The organism is Hyunsoonleella rubra, assembly GCF_042684665.1.
Lineage (GTDB): Bacteria > Bacteroidota > Bacteroidia > Flavobacteriales > Flavobacteriaceae > Jejuia > Jejuia rubra.
Map to the genome: position 1 here is coordinate 162,385 of NZ_JBHULY010000019.1, position 16,695 is coordinate 179,079.

Annotated in this window: 17 protein-coding genes; 16 read left to right on the top strand and 1 reads right to left on the bottom strand. The window is 39.3% G+C overall.

The annotated features are described in order from the left end of the window. Nucleotides 1-179 precede the first annotated feature (179 nt). The 16 genes from ACFSR8_RS10310 to tsaB all read left to right on the top strand — a co-directional run bounded on the left by ACFSR8_RS10310 (nt 180) and on the right by tsaB (nt 15,641). Nucleotides 180-2,249 carry a hypothetical protein gene (locus ACFSR8_RS10310; protein WP_380291705.1) on the top strand — a complete coding sequence of 690 codons (2,070 nt, stop codon included), beginning with the start codon at nt 180-182 and terminating at the stop codon, nt 2,247-2,249. Continuing rightward, nucleotides 2,200-3,330 carry a T9SS type A sorting domain-containing protein gene (locus tag ACFSR8_RS10315; protein WP_380291707.1) on the top strand — a complete coding sequence of 377 codons (1,131 nt, stop codon included), beginning with the start codon at nt 2,200-2,202 and terminating at the stop codon, nt 3,328-3,330. Before ACFSR8_RS10310 ends, ACFSR8_RS10315 begins: the two co-directional genes overlap by 50 nt. 149 nt (nt 3,331-3,479) lie before the next feature. Continuing rightward, entirely contained in the window at nt 3,480-4,376 is an 897-nt protein-coding gene (gene cyoE, locus ACFSR8_RS10320) for a heme o synthase (protein ID WP_380291709.1), read from the top strand. Between the two features lie 144 nt (nt 4,377-4,520). Then, the gene (locus tag ACFSR8_RS10325; protein ID WP_380291711.1) at nt 4,521-5,102 is read left to right on the top strand and encodes a cytochrome c oxidase subunit 3; all 582 of its coding nucleotides are present in this window, start codon (nt 4,521-4,523) and stop codon (nt 5,100-5,102) included. A gap of 184 nt (nt 5,103-5,286) precedes the next feature. Then, a complete protein-coding gene (locus tag ACFSR8_RS10330) occupies nt 5,287-6,267 on the top strand; it encodes a cytochrome c oxidase subunit 3 (RefSeq protein WP_380291713.1) in 981 nt (326 codons plus the stop codon). A 51-nt stretch (nt 6,268-6,318) separates the two neighbouring features. Next, nucleotides 6,319-6,699, top strand: coding sequence for a cytochrome C oxidase subunit IV family protein (locus ACFSR8_RS10335; protein WP_380291715.1), 381 nt, complete (start codon nt 6,319-6,321; stop codon nt 6,697-6,699). Between the two features lie 147 nt (nt 6,700-6,846). After that, on the top strand, nt 6,847-7,488 hold the full coding sequence (locus ACFSR8_RS10340; RefSeq protein WP_380291717.1) for a hypothetical protein: 642 nt from the start codon (nt 6,847-6,849) through the stop codon (nt 7,486-7,488). After that, entirely contained in the window at nt 7,475-8,218 is a 744-nt protein-coding gene (locus ACFSR8_RS10345) for an SCO family protein (RefSeq protein ID WP_380291719.1), read from the top strand. Before ACFSR8_RS10340 ends, ACFSR8_RS10345 begins: the two co-directional genes overlap by 14 nt. Further along, nucleotides 8,211-8,744, top strand: coding sequence for a DUF420 domain-containing protein (locus tag ACFSR8_RS10350; protein WP_380291721.1), 534 nt, complete (start codon nt 8,211-8,213; stop codon nt 8,742-8,744). Before ACFSR8_RS10345 ends, ACFSR8_RS10350 begins: the two co-directional genes overlap by 8 nt. An 88-nt stretch (nt 8,745-8,832) precedes the next feature. After that, nucleotides 8,833-9,051 carry a hypothetical protein gene (locus ACFSR8_RS10355; protein ID WP_380291723.1) on the top strand — a complete coding sequence of 73 codons (219 nt, stop codon included), beginning with the start codon at nt 8,833-8,835 and terminating at the stop codon, nt 9,049-9,051. Nucleotides 9,052-9,183: 132 nt separating this feature from the next. Next, complete coding sequence (locus ACFSR8_RS10360) at nt 9,184-9,885, top strand: ABC transporter ATP-binding protein (protein WP_186557920.1); 702 nt, start codon at nt 9,184-9,186, stop codon at nt 9,883-9,885. Continuing rightward, complete coding sequence (locus ACFSR8_RS10365) at nt 9,878-11,107, top strand: ABC transporter permease (RefSeq protein WP_380291725.1); 1,230 nt, start codon at nt 9,878-9,880, stop codon at nt 11,105-11,107. Before ACFSR8_RS10360 ends, ACFSR8_RS10365 begins: the two co-directional genes overlap by 8 nt. 4 nt (nt 11,108-11,111) lie before the next feature. Next, on the top strand, nt 11,112-12,353 hold the full coding sequence (locus ACFSR8_RS10370) for an ABC transporter permease (RefSeq protein WP_380291727.1): 1,242 nt from the start codon (nt 11,112-11,114) through the stop codon (nt 12,351-12,353). Between the two features lie 12 nt (nt 12,354-12,365). Beyond that, nucleotides 12,366-13,511 (top strand): efflux RND transporter periplasmic adaptor subunit, encoded by a 1,146-nt coding sequence (locus tag ACFSR8_RS10375; RefSeq protein WP_380291729.1) that lies wholly within the window; start codon nt 12,366-12,368, stop codon nt 13,509-13,511. Further along, nucleotides 13,511-14,959, top strand: coding sequence for a TolC family protein (locus tag ACFSR8_RS10380; protein WP_380291731.1), 1,449 nt, complete (start codon nt 13,511-13,513; stop codon nt 14,957-14,959). Before ACFSR8_RS10375 ends, ACFSR8_RS10380 begins: the two co-directional genes overlap by 1 nt. Before the next feature lie 4 nt (nt 14,960-14,963). After that, the gene (tsaB, locus tag ACFSR8_RS10385) at nt 14,964-15,641 is read left to right on the top strand and encodes a tRNA (adenosine(37)-N6)-threonylcarbamoyltransferase complex dimerization subunit type 1 TsaB (protein ID WP_380291733.1); all 678 of its coding nucleotides are present in this window, start codon (nt 14,964-14,966) and stop codon (nt 15,639-15,641) included. A gap of 91 nt (nt 15,642-15,732) precedes the next feature. Here tsaB and ACFSR8_RS10390 read toward each other — a convergent pair whose 3' ends face one another. Further along, nucleotides 15,733-16,548, bottom strand: a complete 816-nt coding sequence (locus tag ACFSR8_RS10390; RefSeq protein WP_380291735.1) for a mechanosensitive ion channel family protein — start codon at nt 16,546-16,548, stop codon at nt 15,733-15,735. Nucleotides 16,549-16,695 lie beyond the last annotated feature (147 nt).

Here is a 16,695-nt window from a genome sequence, read left to right on the forward strand (position 1 = left end):
ACACATTAGCAGGCATCCTAGTGTTTTCTAAAATAGATAGAGTAAACTATATTATTTCTGGCACTTTTGAATTTTCAACAGTCACCGATAATTGCGAAACCATAGAGATCACCAATGGCCGTTTCGATATGAAATACATCCCTTAACATAAACTATTAACATATTAATTCATTTTTATCATGAAAAAACGACTCGTTTTTACACTGCTCTGTATTGCCTTTTTTTACGGCAATACACAAAACAACAGCTACTACAACCGTATGCAGCACATCTTTGGTAATATTGATAAAACCAAGGTGTCCACCGGCTATTTAAAGGAATTTGGCATTCGTTTTAATGAGACAGAAGCCTATAATGGCGTCATAAGTTCCAATAATCTAGTGGATAAAAGCCAGTGGCAATCCCTGTACAGTTCGCTTTACACCATGCGCATAGGTACGGTAGCTCAAAATATGACCGCACCAGATGTGGTGTTTGATAACCTAAAAACCCAACAAACCAATAGTACCGAAGATGTGTTGCTGGCGGCACAATATTATAATTACCAACAGTACAAAGCCAATGCGGTAAGCAATGGGGATGTTACGGTAAGCAACGATCGTATTTATGATGTGTCTGGGAGAAACCCTTACGATATCAAGACCATTTTTGGTGTAGCTCCCCTAAAAAACCAATTGCAGGGAGATACGTTTAGCTTTAAACTGCCGAGTAGTTTGGTATACACCAATTCTGGATTGACCTTAAGCCAAGTGCAAATAGATTTTGATAACGGACAAGGTTACCAAACCGTCGCCTTGAATACGGCTAAGACTATAAGCTTCACCTCTGGAGGCGAAAAAGAACTTAAGGTAAAGTTTGTATATAGCGGTGGACCAACCTTATACAGTCATTCTAAAATTTGGGTGGATTATATAGCCCCTCAGGGTGGGCTTTTTGCACGTTTTAATGGTACTGGTACTGATGTTATTTTTAATAGACAGCCTATAACAGGTAATACATGGCAAGGTATAGCAGGTACGGCTTTGGTTACGGTTGAATTGGCTCCAGGACATACCCAGGTCACTAAGCCCTTAATCGTAGTAGAAGGTTTTGACCCTGATGGTGGTTTTGATTATTTTGATTTAGTAAATAGTTTCACTGGCGATCCAGGAACATTGAATATCGATATTGATCCAACAGCAACTGTTTATACACTTAATGATGCCATCGAAGATGAAGATTACGATTTAGTATTTGTAGATTTTGTAAACGGTACCGATTATATACAACGTAATGCCTATGTAGTAGAAGCAGTTATTGATTGGATTAACGGTTTAAAGGGAAGCAGTACGGAGCAAAATGTGGTATTGGGCATGAGTATGGGCGGTTTAATAGCCCGTTACGCCCTGCGCCATATGGAGATAGATGGAGACCCAAATACCAACCACGATACCAAACTGTACATCAGCCATGATGCCCCGCATCAAGGAGCTAATGTGCCTTTGGCTTATCAAGCTATGGTAAGGCATTTGGTGGGAGAGGAAATAAGTCTGCCGGTGTTTCTTAGCTTATTTGATGTCAACATAGAAGATATATCGGATTTTATTCCAGAATTAGAAGATGGGATGGCATTGTTACAGACGCCAGCGGCGCAACAAATGTTGGTGTATCAGCTACAAGGTACAGGTAATGGTGTTTCCGTAAATAACAACACTTTATTTAACGGTTTTTCAACAGAATTATCGAATATGGGGTATCCTTCACAGGGCGGGATTCGCAACATCGCCATAGCCAATGGCTCAGAATGCGGTACGCCCTTGGGGTTTGATGCATATGATACCTTGGTGGATATGAATATAAACGTCGACTTGCCTTTTTTTGTAACTAATTTTCTTTTGGAAAACATAAATAGTTTGTCTGTAAACCCACTTAAAACAATAAGTTCTGCGTTATCTACGGATACCGATATTAAAGCACAGTTTAATTTAAAGGCATTGCCTAATCAGCAATCCAAACAAATATACAAAGGGAAAATTTTTATAGAGAAAACAATATTGTTTTTAATCACTGTGCAAGAACCTTTAATTGATGAGGAAACACTTAATTCTTCATCAAATATGTTGCCTTTGGATAATGCTGGTGGTGGGATATACAATATAGATACATTTGTTGTCTTGCCTCCAGAAATGGATGCATATGTTTTGGAACGTGAATTTAACTTTGTCCCTACCTATAGTAGTTTGTATCAGTGCGGGTCAGGAAACTATTGATGTGGGGGATTTAGCAAAGGTGTACTCTCCGCTTTCTCCACCTAAGGCACCAAAAAATACGCCGTTTGATAATTTTTTTACCAATGATATAACCAGCCAGCAACATATCCAGTTCACATTGGAAAATGGAAATTGGCTTATCGAAGAACTGGATAGTGATGATGACAAGGGCTTTTTTTCTTGTGCATCTAGCTGTTCGGAGGTTTTAGAATTCGAAATTAGTGGATCCAGTACGATTTGCCCTCCAGCATCAAAAATATATACTATAAGCAATATTTCCCAAAGTGCTTCTGTAACTTGGAGTATTTCACCAGCTAGCAAGTTTAGCTTGAGTGCGTCGGGGACAAGTGTTACCGTTGTCCCGATCACCACCAGTTTAGGTGTGGCAACCCTAGAAGCAACAATTAATACGGATTGTAATGATTTCATAACAATCGAAAAATCGATATGGAGCGGTAAGCCCTCTTTTCCAAAGTTGATAACGAGTTCTGGGGTGCCTCTGGATGAATTCAATCTCCCTGCGGGTTGTGCTGATGGCAATACCTATTGGAAATTTGAAACATGGAATGCTTCGGACCAAACCACACAATTTGAGTTTAATATTCTTGGAGGACCGGTGGTTACAAAAAATGTAATCAACGGCGAGGCAACCTTAACGGCTCAAGATCTTGGCATGATAAAAGGCCTAACATATGATGTTAAGGTAAGGCCTGTGAATGCTTGTGGCTCCCATTCTTTGGTGCCGACGATAAAGCTTTATAACCCCACCGATTGTGAATGCGGTATTGGAATTAATTGTAATTTGATGAGGGCGGCAGGTAACGAAGATAAATATACTATTTATCCTAATCCGACTAATGATTATCTAACTGTTTTATGGACGGAAGAGCATTCCGATTTGATGACCAAAAAGTCTAGAGTGACAGCGGTACTCCTTGATATGAAAGGCGAGAAAAAAAAGCGTTTTACTATAAATGGTGTTGAAACTACAATTAGTGTTAAGGGTTTGCCCGAAGGGATTTATGTTCTTAAGATAAACCTTGGCGAGGCCATTGAAAGTCATTTGATTGCAATAAATTAGAGCAAAACAGAGAGCAGGTTTTAACCTGCTCTCTACTTAATTTTAATAAAAACCTATGCACTTTCATTAAAACATTGTTATACATTGCTCAAACAAGTTTTATAAAGTATCTTTGCACTCGCATTTCAAAGCGGTAAAGCACAGAAACTTTGGGCAGAGCAAAATCGGTAACAGCATCACCTTCTATCATCTCTGATTTTAAGGAAATCACAAAGATGCGCTTGGCATTAAGTGTGGTGTTTTCTTCCTTGGCTGGCTACCTTTTGGGCGTGGAATCCATGGATTTCAAAACCTTGATTTTATTAGCGCTTGGAGGCTATTTTATGGTAGGTGCATCAAACGCATACAATCAAATCATTGAAAAGGACTTGGATGCCTTGATGGAGCGTACCAAAAACCGCCCAATTCCCGCAGGACGTATGTCGGTAACTACGGCTTTTATTATTGCGTCTATTTTTACCTTACTCGGCATTATTATTTTATATACGATTAATAAGCAGACCGCCATGTTTGGTGCGATTTCGATCTTTTTATACACTTGCGCTTATACGCCCCTTAAAACTAAAACACCGTTGGCTGTATTTGTAGGTGCTATTCCTGGAGCTATCCCTTTTATGCTGGGATGGGTAGCGGCTACGGATGACTTTGGGATTGAGCCCGGTACGCTGTTCGCTTTGCAATTCTTTTGGCAGTTCCCTCATTTTTGGGCTATTGGATGGTTTTTGTTCAAGGATTATGAAAAGGCTGGATTTTATATGTTGCCCACTGGGAAACAGGATAAGGGTACAGCAGTGCAAACGATAATGTACACCATTTGGACTTTAGCGGTTTCCATAATTCCTGTTTTTGGATTTACCGGAACATTGCAATTGTCCATTGTGGCCGCAATAGTGGTATTTCTTTTGGGCATTTGGTTTTTGTATTACGCAATTCGGCTATTTAAGGAGATGACAGAAAAGGCGGCACGGCGGTTGATGATCGTTAGTGTGTCCTATATTTCATTGGTGCAAATAGTTTACGTTATTGATAAATTTTTGAGCAGTTGACAAGAAATATAAATGTCATATTGAGCGCTCCCGATAGTTATCGGGACGAAATGCTTTTTAACAGAGGATTTATTAAGGCCTTCGACTGCGCTCAGGCTGACAACTAAAATTATGGGCAGTATAAAAAATATAATTTTAAGTTAAATGGATTTAACCCAAGGTACCCCAAAGGAAAAGAATGAACGCGCTAAGAAAATGATGCTATGGTTTGGCATTATTTCCTTGATTATGTCTTTCGCTGGATGGACCAGCGCTTTTGTAGTAAGTAGTTCGAGACCGGACTGGCTGAAGGATTTTCAATTGCCGGATGCATTTATCATCAGTACGGTGGTCATTATTATCAGTAGTGTGTCCTTTATTTTGGCCAAGCGCACCTTAAAACAGGGCAATTACAAAGCTACTTCATTGTGGCTATTTGTAACTTTGATTTTAGGTGTGGTATTTATAATGAATCAATTTTCTGGTTTTCAGCAGATTATTGATATGGGCTATAATTTTACAGGGCCAACTAGTAATGTGACGATGTCCTATATTTATTTAATCGCTGTGGTCCATATTGCGCATGTTGTGGTTGGGTTAATTTGTCTAATGGTTGTAATTTATAATCATTTTAAACAAAAGTATAATTCTGAAAATATGCTTGGCTTTGAGCTGGCGGCTACGTTTTGGCATTTTATTGATATTCTTTGGATTTATCTCTTTTTGTTTCTGTATTTTGTGAGGTAGAAGAAATGCCCCACCTGACACCTCCCCAAAGGGAAGGCAAATGGAACGGAGTGGTGCGTAATCTTTGGAGTTCCTCCCCTTTGGGGAGGTTAGGAGGGGCCGTTATCTTATTTTTTAAGTGTGATATTTCGTTAGATGAATAAATTGATTATTTTTGTGCAACTTTTAACAACAACCAGAATTTATGAGTGCTACAGTTGTAAACGCTGAGACAGAAGGCAAAACTTGGGGCGGAGGGAACCAACCTCTTAAGGCAAGTTATGGCAAAATGATGATGTGGTTTTTCATCGTTTCAGATGCTTTGACCTTTTCAGGATTTTTAGCGGCCTACGGATTTTCTAGATTTAAATTTATTGATGCTTGGCCTATTGCGGATGAGGTGTTTACCCACGTGCCGTTTCTTCATGGACAGGAATTGCCGATGATTTACGTGGCATTCATGACTTTTGTCTTGATTATGTCTTCCGTAACCATGGTACTTGCCGTAGATGCGGGACATCATTTGAATAAGGCAAAAGTGACGCTTTACATGTTTTTAACGATTATCGGAGGTTTGATTTTTGTTGGATCTCAGGCATGGGAGTGGGCCACGTTTATTAAAGGTGATTTTGGTGCTGTTCAAACAAAAGGTGGTAATATTTTACAATTTGTGGATACGGATGGTGATCGTGTAGCTTTGCGCGATTTTGTGGTAGCCGAGCATAAAGATAGAACATCGCATGGCCGTGATAACGGACTATGGTTTGTATCTGAAGGTACTCTGCCAACCTACACCGTTAATGAAGTGGTGAAAGGCTTGGAGGCTCATGATAACGTTTTGGTAAGAACACAAACGCTAACAGAAGCAGGTGAAAAAACCGTATTGTCCCGAGCAGAGTCGCTAAGACAAATAAAAGAAAACGGAAAGTTGGTAGTGGAAGGTGCTAATCTTCATGTGAACGAATATGGGTCGCCATTGTTTGCTGACTTTTTCTTCTTCATTACTGGTTTCCACGGATTCCACGTATTTTCCGGAGTTGTCATTAATATTATCATTTTCTTCAATGTAATTTTAGGAACTTACGAAAGACGCAAAAGTTACGAAATGGTGGAGAAAGTTGGATTGTACTGGCACTTTGTAGATTTAGTTTGGGTATTTGTATTTACATTCTTCTACCTAGTTTAATTAATAATATTCGCCAATAGCTAATAGCTAAAGGCCAAAAGCATGTTATAAATGGCACACGCACATAATTTAGCAATACTTAGAGGTTTAATTAAATTTAAATCCAATACCCAAAAGATTTGGGGTGTTTTAATCTTACTTTCCATCGTAACAGCGGTTGAAGTAGTATTAGGTATTTACAAACCAGAATCCTTAATGGCCAAGTTTTTGGGCATGAAATTGTTAAACTGGATATTCATCATCCTTACCATCGTAAAAGCTTATTATATTACTTGGGACTTTATGCACATGCGTGATGAAACCGCTGGTTTGAGACGCGCTGTGGTTTGGACTGCTATATTCTTGATTCTTTATTTAATCTTCATCTTGTTACAGGAAGGCGGCTATGTATTTGATGTTTATGATGACGGGTATATCAAAAGAGATTTTTAAGCACACAAGATTGTGTTAAATATATAGGAATAAGGTGGTTTTAAGAACCACCTTTTTTATTTTTGCACCGTGGAAAAGAAGAAGCAAATAAAGAAGAATTTTGTACTTGGTATTCTGTTTTTTTTGCCTGTGGTTTTCGTTTTTATCATGTCTATTTCAACAGAAAACTACGAGACTTTGGATATTGTAAAAACAGATGTTAAGGATTTCTTGATGGTTAAGGAAGATAGTATCAAACTGAAAGACCATTTAACGGTGTTAGCCTTTTTTGGAAGGCATCCAAAAGAAAAATCCACGGAAGCTTTAAACCTCAAGGAAATTATTTATGATAAATTCAAAGGGTTTAAAAAGTTTCAAATCGTAGCCTTAGTAACCGAAGATGCTCGGGTTGAGGCCGATGAACTGTTTCAGGAAATAGCCTCATACGAAGATTTGAGGTTTTGGCATTTTGTGCCTTTGGAAGAAAGGGCTATTCTTAACACTTTTAATAGTTTGAAAAATGATTTCAGTCTGGACCAAAATTTAGCAACTTCAAAAGTGTTTATTGTAGATACGGATTTAAGCCAAAGAGGACGAAATGATGCAAGGGAGGACGATGAAAAGGCTAAAAACAAAGCCATTTATGAAATGAACTATTACGATTGTGTTGAGGTCGCAGAATTGAAGAATAAATTGGCATCGGAAGATTTAAGGGTATTATTTACCGAATACCGACAAAAGCGAAAAGGCCAGTTTAATTCGGATACTAGACGGGCGGATGATTTAAAGAGCAAAGATGAAAAAAACTAACTATTCATACATAGGCATTGCATTTATTATTCTGGTTTTTGGAATTCTTTTTGTTCCGAAAATTGTGGATAGAATTACCAATGATGATATCTCCCGGAAAGAAAGCCGAAGCGATTTAAAAAAGGAAGTAAAAAGCAAAACTGCAACTTTAGCCTTTATTGAAAACAATGGGGCGAAACGACGTGTGCCAGATTTTAGTTTTACCAATCAAAATGGGGAACAAATCACAAATAAGGATTACGAAGGCAAAGTGTATGTCATTGAATTCTTTTTTACCACCTGCCCTACCATTTGTCCTAGAATGAATCGTAACTTGGTGAAGATTCAAAATACATTTGAGGAATTTGAAAACTTTGGGGTGGCCTCCTTTTCTATAAATCCAGACCACGATACCCCTGAGGTGCTAAAGGGGTATGCTGAAAGTTACGGTATTTCCAACCCCAATTGGCATTTAATGACTGGAGAAAAAGATGCCATTTATAAATTGGCTAATGAAGGATTTTACATTTATGCAGCCGAAAATAAGGATGTGGAAGGCGGTTTTGAGCATTCGGGTAATTTTGCCCTTATTGATAAAAACGGCTTTATTCGCTCTAGAAAGGACGAGTTTGGCAACCCAATCATTTATTACAGAGGCATAGCTTCGGAAGAAGAGGGGGAAGATGATAATGGTGAAAAGGAGCAAATCAGTGCGTTAAAAAAGGATATAAAACTATTGCTTAATGAGTAATTCCAATCAACCGATAAACGAAAAAAAGTACAACACGCTAATCGTTATTTTGTCTATTGCGATTCCGTTAGTAGTAGCCTTGCTTTTCGGGGTTAAGATTGAAGCGGAGTTGCCCGTGTTTCTGCCACCGATTTATGCATCAATAAATGCAGTTACAGCGTTGGTACTAGTACTCGCTTTTATAGCCATTCAAAACAAAAAAATCAAGTTGCACGAGCGCTTGATGAAGTTCGCCATAGTACTGTCAGTGCTATTCCTAGTAATGTATGTGGCTTACCATATGACAAGTGATTCCACAAAATTTGGGGGGGAGGGCGTTATCAAATATTTGTATTATTTTGTATTGCTTACGCATATTTTGTTGTCCATTGCCGTGATTCCATTTGTATTAATAACGTACGTTAGGGCTATTACAAACAATATTGAAAAACATAAAAAAATAGCAAAAATCACCTTTCCGTTATGGTTGTATGTGGCCATTTCAGGTGTTGTGGTTTATATTATGATTTCGCCGTATTATAATTAAAATCTACTCCTTCCCTTTTGAAGGGAAGGTGGCTTTCAATTCCAAAAGAATTGAAAGTCGGAAGGGTTGCTAAAGCTTAAAATTAAAAATGAAACGTTTTATCATCTTTGTTCTCTGTACTTTTTTCCTTGTTCTAGACATCGAAGCCCAGTGCGCCATGTGTCGTGCGGTTTTAGAAAGCGAGCAAGGGCAAACTACCGCTGAAGGTATCAATAATGGCATTGTGTACTTGATGGCGATTCCCTATATACTTGTCGCAGGCATTGGGTATTTCATTTACCGAAAATTCTACAGGAAATCTTCTTGAATCCTTAGACTGGAAAATGTCGGTACCGTTTCTAAGTTAAAAAAGTAATAAAAGTTTTTTTACACATTATTTGTAACATTTCTTTGCATTGTTAGTCTTATTGCAAAGCGCGTTCACCTAATCCATAAAGAGATGCTAAAAATTAGCGGATTACACAAATCCTATACCATTGGAGATTCCAGTTTACATGTATTAAAAGGTATTGATTTATCGGTTGAGGAAGGCGAAATGGTGGCCATAATGGGCTCTTCAGGCTCAGGTAAATCGACCTTGCTGAATATCATTGGGATGTTGGATGTTGCAGATTCGGGCGAATATATTTTGGATGGACTGCCCATCAAGGATCTCACAGAAAAAAAAGCGGCCGTTTATCGCAATAAATTTTTAGGGTTTATTTTTCAATCCTTCAACTTAATCAATTACAAAAATGCTTTGGAGAACGTGGCATTGCCATTGTATTACCAAGGTTTAAAACGAAAGAAGCGTCAAGAGTTGGGCATGTTCCACCTTGAAAAAGTGGGTTTGACCGATTGGGCGCATCACTTACCAAAAGAGCTTTCAGGTGGACAAAAACAGAGGGTAGCCATAGCCCGGGCCTTGGCAGCCAATCCCAAATTGCTGTTGGCCGATGAGCCTACGGGTGCACTGGATACTACAACTTCATATGAAATTATGGAGTTCATTCAACAATTAAATGACGAAGGCAAAACAATTTTGATGGTAACACACGAAGAGGATATTGCCAACATGTGTAAGCGCATCGTGCGTTTGCGAGACGGCGTCATTATGGAAGATAAAAAAGTAACCCAAGTAAGAGCAGGTCAGCATGTTTGATTTAGACCTTTGGCGGGAAATATTTCAAAGTATCAATAAGAATAGGACTCGGAGTCTGCTTTCGGGATTTACTATTGCCTTTGCTATTTTGCTATTCACCATTCTTTTTGGTATCGCCAACGGACTCCAAAACACCTTTGCTGAGGCTTTCGGAACGGACGCTTCAAATTCTATAGTTATTTATCCAGGACGAACCACTATTGCGCACAATGGACTTCAAGCGGGCAGACGAATCCAGTTCAAAAATGAGGACCATCAATATATTCTTGATGAATTTGGTAACAAAGTGGAATTCATCACCTCAAAAATAAATCGAAATGCATCGGCTTCTTTCAGGGGAGAAAAAAATACGTATGAGGTGCGCGCAATTCATCCGGAATATATGCACATCGAAAATAACGAGGTACTCCAAGGACGTTATATTAATCAAAATGATTTAACGGAAAGAACAAAAGTGGCCGTCATTGGTCGGGTAATCGATGAGGATTTATTCGCTGGCGTGGACGCCATTGGGCAGTACATCAGTTTAAATGGGATTCCGTTTAAAGTAGTTGGGATTTTTGGTGACGACGAGGGCGATAACGAAGAGAGTGTAGTTTACGTGCCTATCACCACTCAGCAAAGAGTGTATGGTAATAACGATTATATCGACATGATGCACTTAACCTACAACAGAAAATTGGGGTATAATCAGGCCTTGGATTTTGGAAATGCGTTGACCAGCAAACTAAAGAACAAGTTTAACGTTGCTCGGGACGACCAAAGGGCCATTCGTGTATTTAACATGGCCGAGGGGACAAAAGCCGTCAACCAAATGACAGGGGTATTGACCTTTATCGTGTTTTTCATTGGTCTAGGCACCTTAATTGCGGGCATTATGGGGATTAGCAATATCATGGTATTTATAGTAAAGGAGCGTTCGAAGGAAATAGGCATCAGAAAGGCATTAGGCGCATCGCCAAAATCCATTGTGTCCATCATTTTATTAGAATCTGTGCTCATCACATCATTCGCTGGGTATTTCGGATTATTGATTGGCGTTGGGGTGTTGGAATGGGTCGGACCCAGTTTAAAACAATATTTTATAACGAACCCCAGTATTGATATTTATATAGTGATTGGAGCCACGTTTACGTTGATATTTTCTGGTGTGATTGCCGGATATTTGCCAGCGCATAAGGCCTCAAAAATTAAACCAATTATAGCACTAAGAGACGACTAACGCGATGCGATTTTTATTCGACAGAGATACATGGCAGGAATTGTACGATAGTATTCGTAAAAATAAGTTGCGCACACTCGTGACTATTTTTGGAGTGGGCTTTGGGATCTTTTTATTGGTGGTGCTTTTGGGGTCTGCCAGAGGAATGGAGAATAGTTTTAACCGATTGTTCAGTGATTTTGCTACCAACACCGTATTTATTTGGGGGCAACGAACCAACAAGCCATTCAAAGGATTTCAAGAAGGAAGGCGTGTCCCGATATATTTGGAAGACACCGAAAGGATTGAAAAAAACGTTGAGGGTGTTGAATTTGTGGTTCCCAGAAATCAAAGGATGGCGCAGGTCACAAGGAATTTTTTATCTGGCAACTTTTCATTGGCGGGGGATTATCCGATGTTGGATGAGGTAGAAAAAAAGAAACTCATTAACGGACGCTTTATCAATTCCAATGACATTGAAAACAAGAAAAAAGTAACCGTCATTTCTGAAGATGTTTACAAGCAACTTTTCGAAAAGGATGAAAAAGCCATTGGGAAGTATGTGGTGATAAACAATATCAATTTTATGGTCATCGGTGTATTCAAGGTGTCCAATATCAATATGGGCCCTCCGATTAATATGCACATCCCGTTTACCACCTTTCAACAGATATACAACCAAGGGCGAAACATCGGATGGATGGTAGTAACTGCCAAGCCCGAATATGATATTGTTCAAATTGAACAGGATAGCAAACTATTGCTGAAGAATGTACACCATATCCACCCGGACGACCGAAGGGCATATGGTAGCGCTAATGCCGGGAAGGAATTTGGAAAGGTAACAGGCTTTTTAACCGGAATGCAGTTTTTAACTTGGTTTGTGGGCATTGCTACCTTGATAGCTGGCGTGTTCGCTATTGGAAATATATTGTTGATTACGGTTAGGGAGCGCACCAAAGAAATCGGTTTGCGACGCGCCATTGGGGCGACGCCTTTCGAAATAAAAAGCCAAATAATATTGGAAGCGATAGTGCTGTGCCTTATCGCCAGCCTTATCGGGATTATTTTTGGGGGCTATGTGCTGATGTTCATCAATCAATTTTATGGGCAAGGCGAGGATGCTACTTTAGTGAACCCCTCAGTATCCCTTGGCGTAGTGTTTTTGGCACTAATTATACTTGTTGTTTTGGGCACCTTTATAGGAATGATTCCTGCCTTTAAAGCCACAAGTGTGAAACCTATAGATGCATTAAGAGAAGAATAAACAATCAAAAAAATGAATAAAACGTTAAAGATTATTTTAATATTGGTAGTGGTGATACTGCTGATGTTTGTGTTGAAATATTTTATGGATGCAAATTCCAAAGACATCGAGGAATTTTCGGTGGCCGAACCATTTTACACTTCGATAAATTCGAAAGCCGTGGCCACTGGAAAGCTTAACCCTGAGGAGGAAATTGAGCTGAAGCCCCAAATATCTGGAATTGTGGATGAAATTGTTGTAGAGGAAGGTGATAGGGTTAAAAAGGGCGATTTAGTCGCAAAAATTAGGGTGGTGCCGAACGAGCAGAGTTTGGCCAACGCCCAAAGTAGAATTGCAACGGCAAAACTGGCTTTTGAAAATGCAAAAACGCAATACCAAAGGGATAAGAAAATATTTGAAAAAGGCGTAATCTCCATTCAAACCTTCGAGAATAGTGAACTGAGTTATAATCAGGCGAGGGAATCATTGGTCCAAGCGCAGAACGACTATCAAATTATCAAAAGAGGATCGCTTTCTGGTGGAAGTACAGCCAACACCAATATTATTGCCCAGATTTCAGGTACTATTCTGGAAATCCCGGTGCGCGAGGGTGACCAGGTTATTCAGAGTAACAACTTTAACGCTGGTACAACTATAGCCACCCTTGCGGATATGAGCAATATGATTTTTGAGGGAAAAGTAGATGAGGCCGAAGTTGGTAAACTGGAAGAAGGTAGAGATATCACGGTCATTCTCGGAGCAATTAATGACAAAGAGTTTCCGGCGAAATTAACTTTCGTTGCCCCAAAAGGAAAGGAAGAAAATGGAGCTGTTCAGTTTACAGTTAAGGCCAATGTGATGTTGGACACCATTACCAATGTTCGTGCAGGTTACAGTGCGAATGCCGAAATTGACATTGAAGGTAAAGATAGTGTTTTGGCTATCAAGGAAGCATTGTTACAATATCGAAGACAAAGCGATAAACCATTTGTAGAGATACAGGATGAGGATGGAAATTTCAAACGTAAAAATGTTAAACTTGGCGTTTCCGATGGGATAAATGTTGAAATCATTGAGGGCGTAGAAGAAGGCGATAAAATCAAAGTATGGAATAAAGCATCAGAAGAAGAGGAAGAAGAAGTAGACGATGATAAAAAACGGGAAAGAAAGGCGAAATAATGAAAGTAAAACAAAAATTTAAGGTACTCGCTGGTTTTCTGCTTTTAGGATTTCTGGCAACCGCACAGCCTAAGCAATGGACGCTTTTGGAATGCGTTAATCACGCGTTGGAAAATAATATTTCCATTAAGCAAAGTGCACTAGATTTGCAGCAGGGCGAAATCAACAAACTGGATGCCAAAGGCAATTTTTTGCCGTCGTTCAATGCATCTGCCTCGCATTCATGGAATATCGGTTTGAACCAGAACATAACCACTGGATTATTGGAAAACCAAACAACACAGTTTACATCTTTCGGGTTAGCCTCAAACGTTACGCTTTATAGTGGGCTTCAGAATATCAATCAATTGCATCGCTCTAATTTGGCGATTTTGGCCAGTCAATATCGATTGGCGGATATGAAAGATGACATCTCGCTTTTCGTAGCCAATTCGTTTTTGCAGATTCTATTTAACAAGGAACAATTAAAAGTTCAACAAGCACAATACGAGGTGTCAAAACAAGAGTTGGACCGTGGTGTCGAATTGGTAGATGCTGGTGTTTTGCCAAAGGGGGATGTATTGGAACTCAAAGCCACCGTGGCTTCTCAAGAACAGCAGATTGTAAATACAGAAAATGCCATTTTACTCTCGAAGATTAGTTTGGCTCAGGTACTATTAATTGATGACTATCAAAATTTTGATATAGTGGATTCGGATTATAATGTGCCATTAACCACTGTACTGGACGAATCGCCACAAAGCATTCTAGATAAGGCAAAAGAAAATAGATATGATTTGAAAATTGCCGAGGCCAATATTGAATTGGCAGAATATGATTTAAAGCTGGCCAAAGGCAATTTACAACCTACGCTGTCGGCGTTTTATAATTATAATACAAGGGCTTCCGACAGTGACAGGGTATTGGGCTTTGATAGTACACCGGATGGTACAACGATGCCCATAGGATTTGTGGAAAGCACTGGTGAAACAGTTGTTGCTCCAAACTTCAACACTACTCGAATTATCGGAGGACCGGATGCACTCTTCGACCAATTTAGCTTAAACGACGGGCATTCTTTTGGAGTGCAGTTAAGGGTTCCGATTTTTAACGGCTTGTCTGCGCGAAACAACATCAAAAGAAATAGTGTAAATTTGGAGCGTTCCAAAAACCAGTTCGAACAGTCGAAATTGGATTTGGAAACCGAAGTTTATCAGGCACTTAATGATGCCAAAGGTGCGTCAAAAGCTTACGAGGCTGCTTTAAAAACATTGGATGCTCGGGAGGAGGCGTTTAATTATTCAAAAGAACGCTATAATGTAGGGCTGATGAACTCCTTTGATTTTAGTCAATCCCAAGCGCGGTTTGAGCAGGCGCAAAGCGATGCGGTGCGGACCAAGTACGATTATATTTTTAAACTAAAGGTATTGGAGTTTTACTTCGGAATTCCAATAGCGAATATAAATTAACAAATTGGCGCTACTACTTAACGTTGAAACGGCTACGACAAACTGTTCAGTTGCGGTTTCAAAGGATGGCAAAACTACCGCATTAAAAGAAGATAGCCGAAACGGGTATTCTCACGCCGAGAAACTGCATGTATTTATTGACGAAGCATTAAAGATTGGCAAAGTAGATAAAACTGAATTGGACGCCATCGCAATTAGCAAAGGCCCAGGGTCTTATACTGGATTACGCATCGGGGTTTCAACAGCCAAAGGATTATCCTTTGCTTTGGATAAGCCATTGATTTCAGTACTAACATTAGAAGCTTTGGCGCTAAAAGTTGAAGCTGAATCGGGGGTAATTGTTCCCATGTTGGATGCGCGACGGATGGAAGTGTATTCCGCAATTTTCGATTGGAATTACAATCCACTTCGCGAAACACAAGCCCAGATTTTGGATGAAAAGTCTTTTTCGGACTATTTGGAAAAAGGGAAAGTCTACTTTATTGGGAACGGTGTGGCAAAAACAAAAGAAATTATATCTCACCCTAATGCGGTTTTTGTTGAAAACAAATTGCCCTCAGCAAATGAAATGGGGTTACTAGCTGATAGGAAATATCATTCTGGTGATTTTGAGGATGTCGCTTATTTTGAGCCCTATTATCTCAAAGATTTTGTGGCTATCAAACCCAAACCTCGGACATAAAAAAGACCTCACATGTTTTCCTTGTCCGCCGTAGCCTTGGCGAAGGAGGAAAAACCTGTGAGGCCCAGTCTGCTTTATAAAAAAGAAGGAATTACCCTTTCTTCTGAATTTCAACTTGATGTGGGTAAGGTATTTCAATACCAGCCTTATCAAGAGCCAATTTCACGTTTTCCGTTACATCAAAATAGACGTCCCAATAATGGTCTGTATGACACCAAGGTCTTACGGCAAAATTCACCGAGCTATCTGCTAATTCCAAAACCGTAACCGCCGGAGCAGGGTCTTTTAAAACCTTTGGATGCGAAGTCAAAACTTCCATGATGACTTCCTTGGTTTGCTTAATATCTGCATCATAGCTTACGCCATACACTAAATCCACACGGCGTGTGCCTTCGGTGGTATAATTGATGATGTTTCCATTGGAGAGAGATCCATTTGGAATAATAATTTCCCTATTGGACAGCCCGGTTAATTTGGTAGTAAAAATTTCGATTTCCTTGACAACACCAAGTTCACCTTGTGCTTCGATTAGATCTCCGATTTTAAACGGTTTAAAAATCATTATTAATACACCACCAGCAAAATTCCCAAGCGAACCTTGTAGTGCCATACCAATGGCCAAACCTGCTGCGGCCAAAATAGCTGCAAAAGACGTAGTTTCAACTCCTAGAGTGCCTAAAATGGTGATAATTAAGATAATCTTTAAAATCCAACCCAAGAGATTCATCAGGAACTTTTGAAGGCTCTCGTCGTAATCCCTTTTAGACATTACTTTTTTTGTGCCCTTGATGATTTTTTTGATAATCCACGAACCAATAATCCAAATAAGAATGGCTCCGATGATCTTCAAGCCATAGTCGGTAATTAATTCCAGCCACTTTTCTGTGTCAATGTTTTCTAAATCCATAATGTGTAGTTTTTCAGTCAAAGCAAAATTAAAAACAATGCTTTATTTTTTAGGTGATTAAATGATAAAAAATGATTAATTAAACCCGTTGTGCATTTTAAATAATGCTAGTTTTAATATTGTTGATATTTCTATCAAAGACAAACC

What these genes read in the sequence shown, in the direction of transcription:
- ACFSR8_RS10310 (WP_380291705.1), top strand. Translation starts at nt 180, where the DNA reads ATGAAAAAACGACTCGTTTTTACACTGCTCTGTATTGCCTTTTTTTAC.
- ACFSR8_RS10325 (WP_380291711.1), top strand. Translation starts at nt 4,521, where the DNA reads ATGGATTTAACCCAAGGTACCCCAAAGGAAAAGAATGAACGCGCTAAG.
- ACFSR8_RS10330 (WP_380291713.1), top strand. Translation starts at nt 5,287, where the DNA reads ATGAGTGCTACAGTTGTAAACGCTGAGACAGAAGGCAAAACTTGGGGC.
- ACFSR8_RS10335 (WP_380291715.1), top strand. Translation starts at nt 6,319, where the DNA reads ATGGCACACGCACATAATTTAGCAATACTTAGAGGTTTAATTAAATTT.
- ACFSR8_RS10340 (WP_380291717.1), top strand. Translation starts at nt 6,847, where the DNA reads ATGTCTATTTCAACAGAAAACTACGAGACTTTGGATATTGTAAAAACA.
- ACFSR8_RS10345 (WP_380291719.1), top strand. Translation starts at nt 7,475, where the DNA reads ATGAAAAAAACTAACTATTCATACATAGGCATTGCATTTATTATTCTG.
- ACFSR8_RS10350 (WP_380291721.1), top strand. Translation starts at nt 8,211, where the DNA reads ATGAGTAATTCCAATCAACCGATAAACGAAAAAAAGTACAACACGCTA.
- ACFSR8_RS10355 (WP_380291723.1), top strand. Translation starts at nt 8,833, where the DNA reads ATGAAACGTTTTATCATCTTTGTTCTCTGTACTTTTTTCCTTGTTCTA.
- ACFSR8_RS10360 (WP_186557920.1), top strand. Translation starts at nt 9,184, where the DNA reads ATGCTAAAAATTAGCGGATTACACAAATCCTATACCATTGGAGATTCC.
- ACFSR8_RS10365 (WP_380291725.1), top strand. Translation starts at nt 9,878, where the DNA reads ATGTTTGATTTAGACCTTTGGCGGGAAATATTTCAAAGTATCAATAAG.
- ACFSR8_RS10370 (WP_380291727.1), top strand. Translation starts at nt 11,112, where the DNA reads ATGCGATTTTTATTCGACAGAGATACATGGCAGGAATTGTACGATAGT.
- ACFSR8_RS10375 (WP_380291729.1), top strand. Translation starts at nt 12,366, where the DNA reads ATGAATAAAACGTTAAAGATTATTTTAATATTGGTAGTGGTGATACTG.
- ACFSR8_RS10380 (WP_380291731.1), top strand. Translation starts at nt 13,511, where the DNA reads ATGAAAGTAAAACAAAAATTTAAGGTACTCGCTGGTTTTCTGCTTTTA.
- ACFSR8_RS10390 (WP_380291735.1), bottom strand. Translation starts at nt 16,548, where the DNA reads ATGGATTTAGAAAACATTGACACAGAAAAGTGGCTGGAATTAATTACC.